A 16,600-nucleotide genomic window follows, 5' to 3' on the forward strand; every position below is an offset into this window, starting at 1 on the left:
GTGCCGGGTCCGGGTGAAGGCCGCGTAAGCCTTCAATACTCTCTAGCACCCTGCGGCGGCGATGGTACTGCGCTCCCCAGGGGAAGAGAAGGCTTTCATAGAGGGGATGACCCGCAGAGGCCCATGAAATCGACCCTTTGAGGCCCTGCTTGTCGCGGGGCCGCATCACTCGGGCCTTCGCGAGGCTTGCAGTCAGTGAATGTCGTCGCCTTCGGGCGCGCGCTTCTTGCCGCTGAACATCGCGCCGACAAGGTTCTCGCGATGCCTCCAACTGGTCACGGCGACGCCGCCGAGATGGCCGATGACGAGGGTCGCGATGCCCCAGGCCAGCCAGGCGTGCAGGTCCGACAGCCATTCGTAGCCCCACAGCCAGTCGGTCGTGTAAAGCCAGCCCGTCAGCGACAGCGCCGCGGCCGTGGACCACAGCGCCAGCACCATCCACCCGCCCAGCGGGTTATGGCCGATATAGCGCGGCTCATGGCCGGCGCGCATCGCGCGGGCATAGGTGAGCACGGCGCGCGGGCTGCGCACGAACTGCGCGAGGCGCGCGTGGCGGCTGCCGCTGAAGCCCCAGACCAGCCTCAGCACCACGGCCGCGGCGGCCACATAGCCGGCGGTGTGGTGCCAGGCGTCGAAGTGGCTGGGTGGCCAGTGGCCGCTGATCCAGCTGGTGGCCACGGCGGCGGCCAGCGTCCAGTGCAGCAGGCGGACGAGGCCGTCCCAGACGCGCACGCGCATGGCCTACTTCGTTTCGGCGGGCTGCTCGCCTTCGGGGTAGACGCGCTCGAAGGTCTTGGGGTTGAAGAAGGCCTCGGCCTTCTTGCCCTGGCCGTCGAAGCCGTAGACCTCGTAGCAGCCGTTGTAGTTCTGGACCTTGCGGACCTTCCAGCCTTCGCCTTCGAGCTTCTTCTGCAGTTCCATCTGCGGCTTCTTCTCTTCCTTGGGCATGGCCGGGCAGGAGACGTTGCCGTGGGCAAAGGCGGCGGAGGCGGTGAAAGCGAGGAGCAGGGGGACGAGGAGTTTCATGGTGAGTCCTTCAGCGGAAATTGCCGGGCCAGAGCAGCGCCGGGCCGGCGTCGGCGAGAGTCTTGCAGCCCGAGAGCGCCATCGCGATCTCGAGCTCGTCGCGCAGCAGGCGCAACGCGTGGGCGACGCCCAGGGCGCCGCTGGCGGCGAGGGCGTGAGCGTAGGGGCGGCCGAGCAGCACGGCGTTGGCGCCCAGCGCGATGGCCTTGAGCACGTCGGTGCCGCGGCGAATGCCGCCGTCGACGAGCAGCGGCACGTCGGGGCCGAGGGCGGCGCGCAGCGGCGGCAGCAGCTCGGCAGTGGGCGGCAGCGTGTCGAGGGCGCGGCCGCCGTGGTTGGAGACGACGAAGCCGGTGACGCCGCGGGCCAGGGCCTCGCGCGCGTCGTCGGCGTGGGTGACGCCCTTGAGCAGCAGCGGCAGCTTGCTTTCGGAACGCAGCCAGTCGATCTCACGCCAGGTGGCGGCGCGCGGCATCAGGCCGTCGAAGAGGGCGCTCTGGCCGGGCTGCAGGTTCAGCGGCTTCTTCAGCCCGCCGAGGTTCACCGCGCGGACGTCGTCGGGCAGCTTGAAGGCGATGCGGCGTTCGCGGTCACGCGCACCGTGCACGGGGGCGTCGACGGTCAGCACGAGGGCCTGGTAGCCGGCGGCCTCGATGCGGCGCAAGAGCGCGCGCATGAAGTCGCGGTCGTCGCGCCAGTAGAGCTGGAACCACAGCGGGCCGGCGCTCGCTTCGGCCAGCATCGGCGCGGCGACTTCTTCCATCGCCACGCTGGCCTGGGCGCTGAGGATGAGGCCGGCTTCCTGGGCAGCGGCGGCATGGGCGATGGCCAGCTCGCCGTCGGCGTGGAAGAGGCGCTGATAGGCGATGGGTGCCAGCAGGATGGGATGCAGCAGCTCGCGGCCGAGCAGCGTCACGCGCGTGTGGCCACCGCTGAGGTCGCGCAGCACGCGGGGCTGCAGCTTGATGGCATCCCAGGCCGCGCGGTTGGCGCGCAGCGTGATCTCGTCTGCAGCGCCGCCGTTCAGGTAGGCCCAGGCCTTGGCGTCGACGCGGGCCTGGGCAGGGGCTTCGAAATCAGCCAGGTTGGCGAGGCCATCGGGCAACGATTCGATGCGGGGGCTGGTCACGTGTCTGCCCACATCCTGAGGAGGTTGTGATACGTGCCCGTCAGCTGCACGAGTTCGTCCGTCTCGCCCAGCTCGCCGCGCAGCTTCATCAGGCTCATGTCCATCTCGTAAAGCAGGCGGCGCTGTTCGTCCGCGCGCACCATGCTCTCGATCCAGAAGAAGCTGGCCAGCCGCTGGCCGCGCGTGACGGGTTCGACGCGGTGCACGCTGGTGCCGGGGTAGACGACGAGGTCGCCCGCCGCCAGCTTGACGTGCTGCGCGCCGAAGGCATGTTCGATGACGAGCTCACCGCCGTCGTAGTCGGCCGGGTCGCTCAGGAAGAGGGTGCAGGAGATGTCGGTGCGCACGCGCTGCACGCCGCCGGGGAGGTAGCGCACGGCCTGGTCGACATGGCTGCCGTAGGCGTTGCTGGCGCCGGCGTAGCGGTTGAACAGCGGCGGCAGCACGCGCTTGGGCAGCGTGGCCGAGAAGAACAGCGGGTGCTTCTCCAGCGCCTGCAGCACCAGGGCCTGCAGCTCGCGATGCTGCTCGCTGCCAGGCTGCAGTTGCTCGTTGTTCTTGACCTGGGCCGCCTGGCGGCCGGCGGTTGCGCGGCCGTCGGCCCAGGGGGCCGCGGCCATCAGTTCGCGGGCCCTCGCCAGGCCGGCCGCATCCAGAACTTGTTCGATCTTGAGCAGCATGGCGGGGCGAGGGCCTTTCGGGGTCAGAACTTGTAGGTGCCCGTCAGCGCGACGACGCGGCCCTTGCCCGGGATGTAGTGGCCCGTGTAGAGCGTGTCGGCGTAGAGCTTGTTGGTCACATTGTCGACGTTGAGGCGGAACAGCAGCGTGTCCTCGACGACGGCGTATTCGGCCATCAGGTTGGCAATGACGAACTTGGGCGCGTAGAAGCCGGGGTTGCGGTTGGGCTGCTGGCCGCTGCGCGCATTGACGCCGCCGCCGACGCGCCATTGCGGCGTGATCTTGTAGGTCGTCCACAGGCTGCCGGAATAGCGCGGCGTCAGCGACGGACGGCTGCCCTGGCCTTCGGCGCCCTCGGCGCCGATGTCGATGATGGCGGTCGGCATCCAGGTGAAGGTGCCGAAGACCTCCCATTCGGGCGTGATGCGGCCGGTGACGTCGACGTCGATGCCCTGGGCGTGGCGCTTGCCCGACAGCTCGACCAGATTGCTCAGCGGGTCGGTGTTGCGCTCATGCAGCTTGGTGGCGCGGAAGATGCCGAAACGCGTCGTCAGCTTGCCGTCGGCGCTGTCGTACTGGCCGCCGAGTTCGATGTTGACCGACTTCTCGGGCGGAATGTTCGCGTTGGCCGCGCTCAGCGAGTAGGTGTCGCCCGAGGTGTTGAAGGACGTCGCGCCCATCAGGTGGAAGGACAGCTGGGCGCTCGGCTGGAACAGCACGGCGGCGCGCTTGCTCCACTCCGAGACCTTCATCGCGTAGGGCTGGGTGGTCGTGGGCGACGGAGCGTTGTTGGGGATGCTGTAGACCTTGTAGTCACCATCGAGCTTGTCGTAGCGCAGGCCGGCCAGCACCTTCCACATCGGCGCGATCTGCACGAGATCCTGCAGATAGGCGCCATAACCCTTGGAGACGTAGTCGTTGTTGGTGCGGAAGCTGCGCAGGCCTTCATTGATCCAGGCGCCGTCATCGGGCCGGCCGATGGTCGTCGTCGGCTTGGTCGGCACGACGCCACCCTGGTTGGCCGAGTAGGCGGCGTAGACCTGCTTCTTCTCCTGCGAGAAGTCGGCGCCGGTGGTGATGTTGTGCTCCATGCCCGCGGCCTTCAGCCGGACGTTCAGGTCGCTCTGCGCCGTGACCGTCTGCATGTCCTGCACCTTCAGCTGAGTGCCGCGGTTGATGACGGTGTCGGGGCCGAAAGTGGCCAGCGACGCGGCAACGCCGCCGGGCTGCAGGTTCGCGGCGGCGAAGCGGACGGTGCCGGCGCGCTGGTCACGCGTGTAGCTCGCGTAGCGGGCCTTGGTGACGAGTTCGACCGACGGGCTGAAGCGGTGGGTGTGCGTCAGCATGCCGTAGTTGGCCGTGCCCTTGTTGTAGTCGCTGGCCATGCCGTAGTAAGCGGTCGGGTCCAGCGGCAACAGCGTCGTTGCGCTGGTGGGCGCGGCCGGCGTCGGCTTGATCCAGGGCATGCCGTAGTTCATGCCGTTGTTGTTGTCCAGGGCGTAGAGGGTCAGGCTGAATTCGTCCTGCTCCTCGATGCCCCAGCGCAGGTTGGCGGCGACGCCCCGCTTGTCCAGCGAGGAGCCGGCGCCGTCGTTGTCGGAGTTCGTGCTCATCGCACTGACGCGCAGCGCGGTCGTCTCACCGAGGCGCTTGTTCAGGTCGCCGATGACGCGCAGGCCGCCGTGGCTGGCCATCGTCACGTCGATCTGGTTCTGGTCGGCCAGCACGGCCTGTTTGGTCACCTGGTTGACGGCGCCGCCGCTGGAACCGCGGCCGAACATCAGCGCGCCGGAGCCACGCAGCAGTTCGATCTTGTCGAGGAAGAAGGTGTCACGGTCGTAGAAGGCCGGGTCGCGCATGCCGTCGATGAAGATGTCACCAGTGCTCTGCAGCGAGATGCCGTGGATCTTGATGTCCTCCTCGCCACCCTCGGCGGCCTGGAAGGTGATGCCGGCGGTGTTCTTCAGCACTTCCTTGACGTTGTCGAGGTTGCGGTCGTCGATGAGTTTCTCGGTGACGACGGTCAACGACTGCGGGATGTCGCGGATGTCCTGCTTGCCCTTGCCGATGCGGGTCTCGGTGACCTGGTAGTCGTCCTTGCCCTGCTTCTCGACGCTGGCCTTGATGCGCACCGTGGGCAGCACCGTTTCTTCCTTGGGCGGGGCGGTCTGGGCCAGGGCGGCCGAGGCCAGGCCGAAGCCGGCGGCCAGTGCGCCAAGAGGAAGTAGCGGCAGCTGCCGGGCCGGGGCCGTCGATGGGTTCTTGCGGGACATGGATCTCTCCGATGGATCGTGAATGGGCATGGCTTTGCCCAAGGCGGCATCGGCAGCCGCCCACGGCATGGCTAGTGAGGGAAAGGAAAAGGGGTCAGCGGTCGAGTTCGTAGGACAGCGGCGTGATGACTTCCCACTCGACGGGTTGACCGTTCTCGGTCTGCGGCACGAAGCGGGCGCCGCGCATGTCCTGCAAGGCCTGCTCGTCCAGTCGGGCGAAACCGGAGGACTTGGCCAGCGTGATGTCGCGTGGCAGGCCGCGCGCGTCCACCACGACGCGCAGGTGCACGATGYCGGACTCGCGCAGCCGCCTGGACATCAGCGGCACCGTCCAACGCGGCTCTTTCAGATAGCGCACGGCGCTGGCTGGGATCTGCTTGATCTGGGGCGCGGGCGGCGTGATCGGAATGATGGGCGTCGGCGCGCTCTGCACCGGCACGACGGCCGGTGGCGGTGGCGGTGGCAGCGCCGCCACGACGAGGGACGGCGCAGGCGGCGCGGCGACGGCGATCAACGGCGGGTCGATCATGGTCAGTGCCGGGGCCTGCATCTGCGGCGTCGCGATGGGGGGCGGCGGCAACGGCTTGGGCGGCTCGGCCGGCGCCACCAGGCGCACGACGACAGGCGCGAGGCGCGCCACGGAGCGGCGCACATCCTGCACCTGGCTCAGGCCCCACAGGCCCAGCAGATGCAGCGCGGCGATGCCGACCAGCAGCAGGCGGCGACGCGGCTGGCTCGACATCTCGGCAAAGCTAGGCCGCGGCTGTTGCACTTGCGCCGGCACCAGCTCCGCCGGCCGCGAAGGGACGGCGACCGGCGCGGGAGCGGCCGAAGTGGAGGCGACAAAGGCGAGAGCGGGCTTCACAAACGAGACGTCAGCAAGTGCGATGGAAAAATCTTAACACGAATGCGAACAATTCCTATTTGCGAACAGGCTGGGGTGAGGCCGTGACGCGACACGCCGGTGTGGCCGCCCGATATGCTCGCGGCCATGACCAAGGTTCTCGTTCGTTGGCTGCTGCTTGCCGGCGCCCTGCTGCTGGTGGCGCATCTCTACCCCGGCGTCGTCGTCAAGAGCTTCACTTCGGCGCTGATCGCCGCCTTCGTGCTCGGCCTGCTGAACACGCTGCTGCGGCCCGTGCTCGTGCTGCTGACGCTGCCGGTGACGGTGCTCAGCCTGGGCCTCTTCCTCTTCATCATCAATGCGCTGATGTTCTGGATGGCCGCCACGGTGCTGGACGGCCTGGCCGTGACCGGCTTCGCCGCCGCGCTGATCGGTTCGCTGATCTACAGCCTGTGCGGCATGGTCATCGACGTCGCGGTCGAGCGCATCTTCCCTAGCGACTGACCATCTCGACGCCGGCGCGGGCCAGGGCGGCGAGTTCCTCGCGCGGGTCTCCCGCGCGGGCGCGCAGCGCCATCGAGTGCAAGACGGCCGACGCCAGCTGGGCGCGCATCCCGACATCGATGCCGGCCGGCAGTTCGCCGCTGTCGATCGCCTGCTGCAGTCGCGCCTCGAATGCGGCATTGAAACCACGCAGCGAATCACCGAGCTGAAGGCGGATGGCCTCGTCCCGCGGCGCCTCGGTGGCCGCCGTGCCGATCAGCAGGCAGCCTCGCGCGGCCTCACCGGCCGGGCAGTAGAGCTGCAGCGCCAGCTCGTAGACCCGCAGCAGGCCATCACGCAGTGAACGGTCTGCGAACGCCGCGGCAATGGCGGCATTGGACTGCTCGGTGTACAGGCGCAACGCCTGCAGATACAGCGCGTGCTTGTCGCCGAACGCGCCGTAGAGGCTGGGTCGGTTGAGGCCCGTCGCTTGGCTCAGGTCATCGAGCGATGTCGATGCATAGCCACGCTGCCAGAAGGCCAGCGTCGCCTGGGCCAGCGTGGCTTCGGTGTCGAAGCTGCGCGGCCGGCCACGCGGACGCGGCGCGGGGGCTGGAGCCTCGTCTTCAGATTTTTGTACCACGGCGCATGAAATTCATTGACGACAGTGAATTCTATTCAATACAGTACAAAAACACTGTTGGAGACCGAGATGGAGTTGTTCTTTTCCCCCATGGCTTGTTCGCTGGCGAGCCGCACCGTGCTCTATGAAGTGGGCGCCGAGGCGCGCTTCACGCAGGTGGACAGCAAGGCCAAGCGCACGCTGGACGGCCGTGATTACTGGCAGATCAACCCGATGGGGCAGGTGCCGGCGCTGCGCACCCCGGACGGCTGGGTGCTGACCGAGAACCCGGCGGTGCTGCAATACCTGGCCGAGGCATGGCCCGAGGCCGGCCTGCTGCCGACCGCCGCCGATGCGCGCGCCCGGGTGCGCCAGTGGCTGGGCTTCATCGGCACCGAACTGCACAAGGCCGTCTTCGTGCCCCTGCTGGACCCCCAGGCCAGCGCCGACGTGAAGGCCTATTCGATGGACAAGGCGGCGCTGCGCCTGGCCACGCTGGAGGCGCATCTGCAGCAGCATGAATTCCTGGAAGGTGGCTACGGCATCGCCGACATCTACCTCGCCGTCGTGCTGAACTGGGCGCCGTATGCCGGCGTCGACCTCGCGGCCTGGCCGGCGGTGAAGGCCTATCACCGCCGCATCGGCCAGCGCGAGGCGGTGGCGCGGGCGCTGCGCGAGGAGTTCGCGCTGTATCAGGAAGAGCAGCGGCAAGCTGCCTGACGCTCAGTTGGGGAGTTCGACGTCCGGCGGGATGTAGCGGCCGCGGTACATCTCGCCGAGCAGGGACTGGCGCTCGTAGACGAGGGCGCGCAGCCGGGCGTCGATGACCGAGGCCTCGACCTGGTCGGCATCCGGCCCGCGTGACTGGCGCAGGCCCGAGCGCATGCGGTCGATGGCACCGTTCAGGTCACCGGCGGCGGCATGCACCTCGGCCTGGGCGCGCACGGCCCGCAGCGGTTGGCCCAGCTTCTGCCAGATCAGCGCGAGCTGGGCCCAGGCCAGGGAGTCGCGGGGCTCGAGGCTCACATGGGTTTGCAGCGCATCCGCGGCTTCGCGCAAGGCGGGCGATGCCGGGCCGGTCGCCAGCGCCAGGCCGACGCGCTGCATCAGCATGGGGCGGGACTTCTCGCCCGCCAGCGTGTCCAGCGCGGCGATGCCTTCCATCGGCCGGCCGCGGGCCTGTGCCAGTTCGGCACGCAGATAGGTCAGTTGCCGCGTGGCCGCGACGGTCTCGGTGGGGCTGGGGTTGATGAGCTGCAGCGTCACCTCGGCGCTGCGCAGCGTGGCCTCGGCGCGGTCGAAGTTGCGCAGCTTGATGGAGGCCAGCGCCGCGGCATAACGGGCGCCGAGCTGTTCATAGCCGCCGCTCTCGCGGATGTTGCGGGCGCCGGCGTCGTAGTTCTCCAGCACCTTCCAGGCTTCGACCCGCGGGTCCATCAGCACTCGCGAGCGCGCTGCCATCAGCGCATGCTCGGCGAGCCCGCGCGGGCGCGCGAACGGTTCCAGCGCCAGACGCGTGCGCGCGTCGCCGATGCGCTCGCTGGTCAGCGGGTGGGAGCGCAGGTAGGGGAAGGCGCCGTTGTCCATCAGGTGGTAGGCCTGCTCCATGCGCTCGAACATGCTGACCATGCCGCTGCCCGCGAAACCGGCCTCGACCAGCACGTTGAAGCCGACGCGGTCGGCCTCGCGCTCCATGTCGCGCGAGAAGTTCAGCGACAGCTGCGTGGCCGCGGCCTGACCGCCGACGATGCCGGCATTGGCCAGCTCGATGTTGCCGCGCGACGCGGCCAGCACGCCCAGCAGCAGGCCCGCGATGGCGACCATGCTGTTCTTGGAGTCGCCGGCAATGCGGCGCGCGATGTGGCGCTGCGTCACGTGCGAGATCTCGTGCGCCAGCACCGAGGCCAGCTCGTCGCGCGACACCGTCATCGCGATGAGCCCCAGGTGGGTGCCGACGAAGCCGCCCGGCAGCGCGAAGGCGTTGATGCTCTTGTCCTCGACCAGGAAGCTCTCCCAGGCGAAGCGGGTCTGGATGTCTTCGCCGACATGGCCGAGCTTGCGCGACGCGGCCACCAGCGGCTCGAAGATGCCCGTCATGTATTCCTGCAACAGCGGGTCCTGCACGCAGGCGGGGTCGAGGCGGATCATGCGCATATAGCGCTCACCGAGGGCCCGCTCGGCGCCGACATCGAGGTCTTGCGAGACCGAGTCGCCCAGGGCTGGCAGGTTGACCTGGGCCTGGATGGGCGCGGTGGTGATGAGGCAGGCGGCCGCGAGCAGGGTCAGCAGGGCGCGGGAAGGGGCGGGGACACGGGACTTCTTCATCGAACAGGAACTCCGGCCGGCGGCAGCCGGCTGCCTATGATGCCTGCAACTCGGTTTCCTATTTGTTTCCTGAAATGACAGCCTCCACGCTCGCCCTGCTCGCTGCCTCCCGAGGAGGCGCGTCAGCGGCTTCGGGCGGCCGGGCGCCACTGCCATGACAACCCCGCTGACCCACTTCGACGCCCTGGGCCAGGCCCATATGGTGGACGTGTCGGCCAAGGCCGAGACGCATCGCGTGGCCGTCGCGGCCGGCGAGATCCGCATGCTGCCCGAGACCTTCGCGTTGATCGCCAGCGGCAGCGCCAAGAAGGGCGATGTGCTGGGCGTGGCGCGCATCGCGGCCATCCAGGGCGCCAAGCGCTGTTCCGACCTGGTGCCGCTGTGCCACCCGCTGCCGATCACGCGCGTGGCGGTCGACTTCGAGCTGGACGAGGCGGGCAGCCGCGTGCTGTGCCGCGCCCAGGTCGAGACGCTGGGCCGCACCGGCGTCGAGATGGAGGCCTTGTGCGCCGTGCAGGTCGGCCTGCTCACCATCTATGACATGTGCAAGGCGGCCGATCGCGGCATGGTCATCGACCGCGTGCGCGTGCTGGAAAAGCAGGGCGGCAAGAGCGGCGACTGGCACGCCGCCGTCTGATCAACGCAGGGTTCGCCAGTCGACGACGCCCGATGCCGGCTGGCACTGCGGCATGACCGGCGCCGAAGCGGCGTCTTCGCAGCTGGCAAACCAGTTGTCGCCCGTCGGATTGCGGAACTCGCGCAGGCGGTCGGCCAGGAAGCGTGCGCCTTCAGCATCACCCGTCTGGTCCAGCGACTGCGACCAGTGCATCAGCAGCCTGGCGTCGATCAGGCTGAAGGCGGTGCGGCGCGCGGCTGCCAGCGCCGCCGGCCCCGCGGGCTGGCTGGTGGCGGCCGCGTAGTCGGCCTGGTGGCTGAAGAACAGCGAGCGCTGGCCCGTCGCGATGCGTTCGCCCAGCGGCACGGCGTCCTCGCTGGGCATGTAGATGGCGACGATGCGGTGGTAGTCCCACAGCGCAAAGAGGCTGCCGGCGATCAGCAGGCCGCCCACGACCTGCCAGGGTGCCGCAGCGGCGGGTCGGGCAGGCGCATCGGCCGGCAGCGTGAGGCCGAAGGCGAAGCAGGCCGGCAGCAGGAAATAGGCGTACCAGAGCGGGTACTCCAGCAGGCTGTGCAGGGCGATGGTCAGCACGATCATCAGCGCGGCACGGCGCAGTGGGGCGTCGTCGTCCTCGCGCAGGGCGCCGCACCAGGCCTTCCACAAGGCCCAGCCCAGCAGGGCCAGCACGGCGCCGGCCCAGGGCAGGCCGAGCTCGACGGCCAGCTGCGCGGGCAGGTTGTGGGTGTGGTCGAAGAAGGCGATGGGCCGGCTCGGGAAGGGGCTGAGGCTCCAGGCGAAGTTGAATTCGCCCCAGCCGACGCCGGAGACCGGATTGGCCAGCGTCAGGGCCCAGGCATCACGCAGGATGGCCAGGCGCGACGGCGAGCCGGCACCTTCGGACAGGCGCGAGGCGGCGCCGAAGGCATGGCCGCTCTCGGCCGACCACAGCGAGATCAACAGCCAGCTGACGCCGAGCATCAGCGGCGTGGCGAGCAGCGAAAAACGGGCGCTGCGCGAGAGCTTGCGGTCAGCGACACCCCACAGCGCCAGCATGGCGATGCCGATGAAGCCGGTGCGCGAGGCGCTCAGCACGACGGCAAAGACGCAGGCGAACAGCAGGGGCGGCAGGGCCAGGCGCCAACGGCGCTTCTCGGTGATGAAGACGGCGGCGACAGCGGCCCACATCATCAGGCTGGCCAGGTGGTTGGGCTGGCGCAGATTGCTGACGGCCCGGCCCGGGATGCCGGAGCGGGCGATGAGGTTGCCGTCGGCCAGGTCGGGGATGAAGACCTGCACGAGGCTGACGACGATGTTCAGCAGGCCCGCCACCAGCAGGCCCCAGCACAGGGCTTCGGCGGCGTGGCTGCGCTGCTCGCGCGTCAGGCCCTGGGCGACGAGCAGCACGGCCAGGCCGGCGCCGATGACGGCGGCGGCACCCAGGCCCAGCGAGGCGGGCAGGTGGCGCCAGCCGATCGAGACCAGGGGCGCGAGGAGCAGCAGGGCCAGGGCCGCGGCCGCAGGGCTCTTCAGACCGGCGCGCCAGCCCGGGGTGGCACGCGCCCACAGCAGCAAGGCCACGCCCCATCCAGCCAGGGCGAGCAACTGGTTGTAGAGCGTGGCCGCCGGTGTCTGGTTGAAGGCCAGCAGCGTCGGCAGGGCGGTGGCGAGGATGAGGCCGAGCGGCGCGGTGTCGGCTCGCGGCTGGTCAAGGGTCTGGGACGACATGGGCGCGCATGATGGCATGGCGGCAGCTCAGTTGCAGGCGTGCAGCTCCTGGCAGGCCTTGGGCCAGTCCAGCGCATCTGTCAACCGACGCAACTCGCTGCTGCCGGCGATGCGGAACTGGAGTTGGCGGATATGAATGGCTCGAAAAGCTGGGGAGGTGACGTCGCGTTGAGAGTCGTGTGCTGGGAACTCGATGCCCAGCATGGAGGCGACGGTGTGGAAGACGGCGTCCTGGCTGACGACCTGCCCTGTGCGCGCGCTGAGGTTCTGCCACTGCGCGGCGTGCGCGCTCCTGAATGCAGGATTGGCCCAGATGAGCAGCGGGATGTGCAGTTCGCTGGTGTTGAAGTCCCGAAAGCCATGGGTGGCACGGCCTTCCACCGCCTTCAGCGCTTCGCCGTGATCGGGGATGTACGTCACCGTGACCTCGCCGGGCAATTTCGAGGCGCGCCGGATGATCTGGCTCAGCACCAAGTCCGTCTGGAGGATGGTGTCGTCGTAGGCGTCTGCCGCCACCTTGCCGGACTGCTCGGCCTGGATGGCGGCCCGCACGGTCTCGCGATCGCTGCCGGAGAAGTGAAAGCCGTTGTCCGGCAGGCGCAGTGTGTAGTCCCAATGGCTGCCGTAGGTGTGCATCACGATGAGCTTGCGGGGGCGCTCGTTGCCCAGCATCTCGTCCAGCGGCGCGAGCAGGATGTCGTCCGGCGTGGCATGGTTTTCGCTCCAGTTGCCTGTGTCCGCTGGTTGGCGCCAAACCTGGGGCCGTGGGTGGACGATCTTGTAGAGCTCCATGTTCTGGTTGGACAGCCAAGCGGTGAAGTAGCCCGCTTCGTTGGCGAGGTCGATCAGCGTCCCGCGAACGGATTGCGGCGAGTACGTCGCCGGTGCGGTGCCCGTCATCAGCATGGGTACTGCGAGCAAGGTCAGATTGCCAGTCGAATAGACGCGTTTGAACGCCAGCAGGCCGTCAATGCGCTCGAGTTCCGGCGTGGTCTGACGGGCGTAGCCGAGGAGATGGAACCGATCGGCCCGGGCCGACTCGCCGATGACGAGGATGTGAGTCTGCGGCGTGGCGGAGGCGACGCTGGCGCGGACGCCGAAAGGCTCATGCGCGTCGAACATTCCCATCGCCTGGGCGTTGCCTTCCAGACCGCCAATGACGCTGATGAAGCCTCCGAGGGGATAGCTCGACGTGAGATAGCCGTTCACGTTTTCGCCGATATCCACTCGAATGCCGTGCGGCCCCGTGGACGGCATGAAGAGCAGCAGCGCGAGCAGGGGGACGGCCAGCCATCGCACGGCGCGGCGCACCGACAAGGGAATCGGCTGGCTTCCCAGGCAGGCGGCATGGACGGCATACAAGGCGATCGCGGCGCCACACAGCCCCAGCGGCAATTGCAGGTGGAACAACGACACAAACCCGGCGATCTCGGCCGGCGAGGAGGTCAGCAACACGGCGAATGCGTTTTCATCAGGTGGCGCCGAGAAGTTGAGCACGTACCAGATGAACAGAGGCGACAAGCCCAGCAGCGGCAGATGCAGCAGGAAAAAACTGCGCCAGGTCTTCACGAGCAGCATCGGCAACGCCAATATCAGCAGCGAGAGCAGCAGGCCGCAGACGGGCGCACGAAGATCGTGGCTTGCGGCACCACCCGCCATGGCCAGCACCGATGGCGGCGTCAGCAGCATCACGCCATTGAGCGCGCTCATCCACGGATGCCGGGTGCCTCGATGCGTCGACGATATGGTCTGAGCCATGCCGGGTTATCGGGATGAATGGGGCTGGCACATGCGGCTGATCAGAGCCAGCCGTCGAGCCAGAAGCGTGGGTTGTTGGGTTCCGATTCCGGCGACGCTGGGCGTTGGCCTAGCGTGGGACGCGGCATTTCGTACTCCCTGAGCGTCGGCCAGGCCAGCACGAGTTGGAAGGCCAGCAGGGCTAGCATGATGATGCGGCGTACCGGCAGCCTTTCCTGCCGCACGGTGGGTGCATATTCGGAGGCGGCCGCCGGGCCGTTCGCGAACAGCGCGATCGCGATGCAGATCCACACCTGCGAAACCGGCATCACGAAATTGCCGGAGAAGAATCCGTCGATGGCCAAGGCAAAGACGGCGGCGACCACCGCGACATCGACCCCGGTGAGGGCCTGCTTCACAGCCCGTCGCTTTTGCAGGCCTTTCCACAGCAGGTGCAGCAACCAGCCGAACACCAGCAAGGTGGTCGGCAATCCGTACTCCGCAAGGAATTGGATATAGACATTGTGCGGATGGGCGCCGCGCAGGTTGACGTACTCCGCAAAATGCATGGGCCCGACGCCCAGCCACGGTGAACTCATCAGCTGATCGGCGGCAATCTTCCACAGGAAGAGGCGCGAATGATCGCTGACCAGATCGGTCGTGCTGTGCTGCACCGTCATGGCCGCCGAATCCAGCGTCGACGGCAAGGCGTAGAAAAAGCAGAAGTAGAAGATCGACGCCGCGATCAGCGCGATCAAACTGCATTTCAGATAGAGAGCCGCTTGCTTGCGAAACAGCAGGGTCACCACCAGCGCACTCAAGACCAGCGCGAGCATGCTTGCCCGCGATGCCAGGCCAATCAGGATGGCGATGCTGAGCGTCGCAGCGACCCAGCCAAGACGCCGCAGCCGCAGCGAGTTGTTGCTGTCACTCGCCACGCCGATCAGGATGGGCAGCGCGGGTGTTTGGGCGTGATTCAGGAAGCGCGGGTTGTCGAATCCGGGCACCATCAGCCAGAAGTTGCCCGCGCCGCCGTTCAGGGCGCTGGCGCTCCATGCCAGCAGGAAGAACACCTCGTAGAGCAGCCACGCCGAGACGATGGCCAGGAGGACCTTCTCCATCCCGATTTCTTCTTGAAGTGAGCCGATGGCCAGCGTCAGGAAGAACAGCGAGAAGAGCAGGAAAAGCTCTCTGAACGCGGCGGCCGGCTGATGGGCGTGAAGTGCCGAAATCAGCATCAACACCACCAGGCCGGCGAGCTTGATGGTGTTGGCGCGCGCCCACCGCGCACGGCCGCCAACCAGCAGGAAGAGCGTTGCGAGCAGGAGCAAGGGGACCTGCGCCAACCTCGCGGCATTGTGTGCAGACGTGCTGAATGCCGAATAGAACGGCATCAGCAGGACGAACACCAGCAGCCCGCCGCCAAACCCAAGCGCCGTCAGCTTGGCGCCCCAATCTCTGTGATGCATGGCAGGACCGTAGGGGATGTCTGGGTTGGACTGACAGCAGCGATGGGCAGGTCAGTGAATCACCGCTGCAGAAACGCAAAAAAGGGGCACGAGGCCCCTTTTTGTTGAACAACGCTGGATCAGGTGTTGTTCTTCTGGATCGCGGCAACCAGGACCGGCGCGGTCACGGTCGTGGTGGCCGTCCACACGACGCTGGACGTGCCCAGGCTCGGCGTGAAGGTGATGGTCTTGGCGCCCAGGTCGTTGCCGACCTTGGTCGCGGCGTTGAAGGTCAGCGCGATGACGCCGTTGCCAGTGATGGTCAGCGAGGCGACTTCAGCCGTCTGCGTGAAGGCGTAGTTGCTCAGGACGCCAGCGGTGTTGCAGGTCGACAGGCCGCCTTCTTCCTGGGCGCACAGGGCCACGGCGGCCTTGGCGGTGTCAGCCGAAGACAGGGCGTTGCCGGCCTTGGCCTTGGCGGTGTAGTCCTTGTATTGCGGGATCGCGACGGCAGCCAGGATGCCGATGATGGCCACGACGATCATCAGTTCGATCAGGGTGAAGCCTTGTTGGGCACGTGCTTTCAGGTTCATGTCAGTACTCCAGAGAGTGTGAGTGGTGGGAGGAGGGCACACCCCCTGAATGCAGGGCCCGTGCCAGCTTTTTCTGCCTGATCAGCCGTGCGAAAGCGCACGGATGGCGGGCGACACGGCCTTGGACTGACAAAAAACGTCACTTCGGGCTGACGCGTTCTGTCAGCGGGACGAATCAGGGCAGGAAACGTCAGGCAAGAAAAAGGCGCCTCGAGGGCGCCTGATCGGGGGATCGCAAGGCCGGAGCAGGCTAGAGCGCCATGTCCTGGCCGGCCTGCAGCGCGCTGATGCGGTGCGGGCTGTTCAAGGCCTGCACGCCCTGCATGACAGCGTCGACTTCGCCGGGCTTGATGTGGGTGATGCGCACGTCGACGCTGCCGGCCAACTGGCTGAGCTCATGGCCGAGGTCGGCCGGGCACAGGTGCTGGCTGACATGGGCGACCTCCGCCTCATCGTCGCTGAAGGCCGTCTCGATGACGAGATGGGACAGGCGCAGGTCGGCCAGGCGTTGCCACAGCGCCGGGTTGGGGCCGGTGTCGCCGGTGAAGACCCAGTGGGCATGGCCGCTGGCCGCGCCGGCATCGACGGCGAAACCGACGGCGGGCACGGTGTGGGCGGCGGGCAGGACTTCAATGACGCGGCCGCCCAGGTCGACGCGGTCGCCGATCTGGAAGGCGTGCAGGCTCAGCACCGGCGCGTCGCGGCTGGGCAGGGCGGTGAAGTCGGGCCAGATCACGCCGTTGAAGATGTGCTGGCGCAGCGCGGCCAGCGTCTCGGGCAGGGCATGGACCTGGATGGGCGGGCGGCCGGCGGCGGCGCGCAGGCGCAGCACCGCGTCGGCCAGCAGCGGGATGCCCAGCACATGGTCCAGATGGGAATGGCTGAGCAGGATGTGGTCGATGGCGGCCAGCGCGTCCAGCGGCAGGTCGCCCACGCCGGTGCCGGCGTCGATGAGGACATCGCCGTCGAGCAGGAAGGCTGTGGTCTTGTAGCCGGCGGCAATGGCGCCGGAGCAACCCAGGACGCGGATGTTCATGCGGGGGCGTGGCTCGGATTGGGGTGCCTCGCGTCAGGCGAGGCCGAGCCAAGAATGTAC

General features: G+C 67.9%; 16 protein-coding genes. 3 read left to right on the plus strand and 13 right to left on the minus strand.

The genetic code is table 11. From position 1 onward, the window contains the following. Nucleotides 1-192: 192 nt before the first annotated feature. The 6 genes from AC1D2H_RS12365 to AC1D2H_RS12390 form a co-directional block, all read right to left on the minus strand. On the minus strand, nt 193-738 hold the full coding sequence (locus AC1D2H_RS12365; RefSeq protein ID WP_477935626.1) for a cytochrome b/b6 domain-containing protein: 546 nt from the start codon (nt 736-738) through the stop codon (nt 193-195). A 3-nt stretch (nt 739-741) separates the two neighbouring features. Next, entirely contained in the window at nt 742-1,026 is a 285-nt protein-coding gene (locus tag AC1D2H_RS12370) for a PepSY domain-containing protein (RefSeq protein ID WP_478011151.1), read from the minus strand. Between the two features lie 10 nt (nt 1,027-1,036). After that, nucleotides 1,037-2,155 (minus strand): alpha-hydroxy acid oxidase, encoded by a 1,119-nt coding sequence (locus AC1D2H_RS12375; protein ID WP_478011152.1) that lies wholly within the window; start codon nt 2,153-2,155, stop codon nt 1,037-1,039. Then, the gene (locus AC1D2H_RS12380) at nt 2,152-2,835 is read right to left on the minus strand and encodes a Fe2+-dependent dioxygenase (protein ID WP_477935621.1); all 684 of its coding nucleotides are present in this window, start codon (nt 2,833-2,835) and stop codon (nt 2,152-2,154) included. The genes AC1D2H_RS12375 and AC1D2H_RS12380 overlap by 4 nt, the downstream gene beginning before the upstream one ends. A gap of 23 nt (nt 2,836-2,858) precedes the next feature. Next, on the minus strand, nt 2,859-5,108 hold the full coding sequence (locus tag AC1D2H_RS12385) for a TonB-dependent receptor (RefSeq protein WP_478011153.1): 2,250 nt from the start codon (nt 5,106-5,108) through the stop codon (nt 2,859-2,861). Between the two features lie 94 nt (nt 5,109-5,202). After that, nucleotides 5,203-5,850, minus strand: coding sequence for an energy transducer TonB (locus AC1D2H_RS12390; protein ID WP_478011154.1), 648 nt, complete (start codon nt 5,848-5,850; stop codon nt 5,203-5,205). Between the two features lie 249 nt (nt 5,851-6,099). Between AC1D2H_RS12390 and AC1D2H_RS12395 the strand changes: the two genes are divergently transcribed. Beyond that, nucleotides 6,100-6,456 (plus strand): phage holin family protein, encoded by a 357-nt coding sequence (locus AC1D2H_RS12395; RefSeq protein WP_477935615.1) that lies wholly within the window; start codon nt 6,100-6,102, stop codon nt 6,454-6,456. Here the strand turns inward: AC1D2H_RS12395 and AC1D2H_RS12400 are convergent. Then, the gene (locus tag AC1D2H_RS12400) at nt 6,446-7,078 is read right to left on the minus strand and encodes a TetR/AcrR family transcriptional regulator (protein ID WP_478011155.1); all 633 of its coding nucleotides are present in this window, start codon (nt 7,076-7,078) and stop codon (nt 6,446-6,448) included. The genes AC1D2H_RS12395 and AC1D2H_RS12400 overlap by 11 nt on opposite strands. Nucleotides 7,079-7,147: 69 nt before the next feature. Between AC1D2H_RS12400 and AC1D2H_RS12405 the strand changes: the two genes are divergently transcribed. Beyond that, a complete protein-coding gene (locus AC1D2H_RS12405) occupies nt 7,148-7,777 on the plus strand; it encodes a glutathione binding-like protein (protein WP_477935611.1) in 630 nt (209 codons plus the stop codon). 3 nt (nt 7,778-7,780) lie between these two features. Here the strand turns inward: AC1D2H_RS12405 and AC1D2H_RS12410 are convergent, their stop codons facing one another. Next, nucleotides 7,781-9,382 carry a M48 family metalloprotease gene (locus AC1D2H_RS12410; RefSeq protein WP_478011156.1) on the minus strand — a complete coding sequence of 534 codons (1,602 nt, stop codon included), beginning with the start codon at nt 9,380-9,382 and terminating at the stop codon, nt 7,781-7,783. A gap of 154 nt (nt 9,383-9,536) precedes the next feature. Between AC1D2H_RS12410 and moaC the strand changes: the two genes are divergently transcribed. Further along, on the plus strand, nt 9,537-10,019 hold the full coding sequence (gene moaC, locus AC1D2H_RS12415) for a cyclic pyranopterin monophosphate synthase MoaC (RefSeq protein WP_478011157.1): 483 nt from the start codon (nt 9,537-9,539) through the stop codon (nt 10,017-10,019). Here moaC and AC1D2H_RS12420 read toward each other — a convergent pair whose 3' ends face one another. From AC1D2H_RS12420 to AC1D2H_RS12440, 5 genes are all read right to left on the minus strand, one after another. Further along, entirely contained in the window at nt 10,020-11,726 is a 1,707-nt protein-coding gene (locus tag AC1D2H_RS12420) for a PglL family O-oligosaccharyltransferase (protein ID WP_478011158.1), read from the minus strand. A 27-nt stretch (nt 11,727-11,753) separates the two neighbouring features. After that, a complete protein-coding gene (locus AC1D2H_RS12425) occupies nt 11,754-13,436 on the minus strand; it encodes a phosphoethanolamine transferase (RefSeq protein WP_478011159.1) in 1,683 nt (560 codons plus the stop codon). Nucleotides 13,437-13,525: 89 nt separating this feature from the next. After that, nucleotides 13,526-14,932: an O-antigen ligase family protein gene (locus AC1D2H_RS12430; RefSeq protein ID WP_478011160.1), complete on the minus strand. Its 1,407-nt coding sequence runs from the start codon at nt 14,930-14,932 to the stop codon at nt 13,526-13,528. 119 nt (nt 14,933-15,051) lie between these two features. Then, a complete protein-coding gene (locus tag AC1D2H_RS12435; protein ID WP_478011161.1) occupies nt 15,052-15,504 on the minus strand; it encodes a pilin in 453 nt (150 codons plus the stop codon). 250 nt (nt 15,505-15,754) lie between these two features. Beyond that, the gene (locus AC1D2H_RS12440) at nt 15,755-16,540 is read right to left on the minus strand and encodes an MBL fold metallo-hydrolase (RefSeq protein WP_478011162.1); all 786 of its coding nucleotides are present in this window, start codon (nt 16,538-16,540) and stop codon (nt 15,755-15,757) included. Between the last annotated feature and the right edge of the window lie 60 nt (nt 16,541-16,600).

The organism is Roseateles sp. P1_C1_2 (assembly GCF_056406535.1).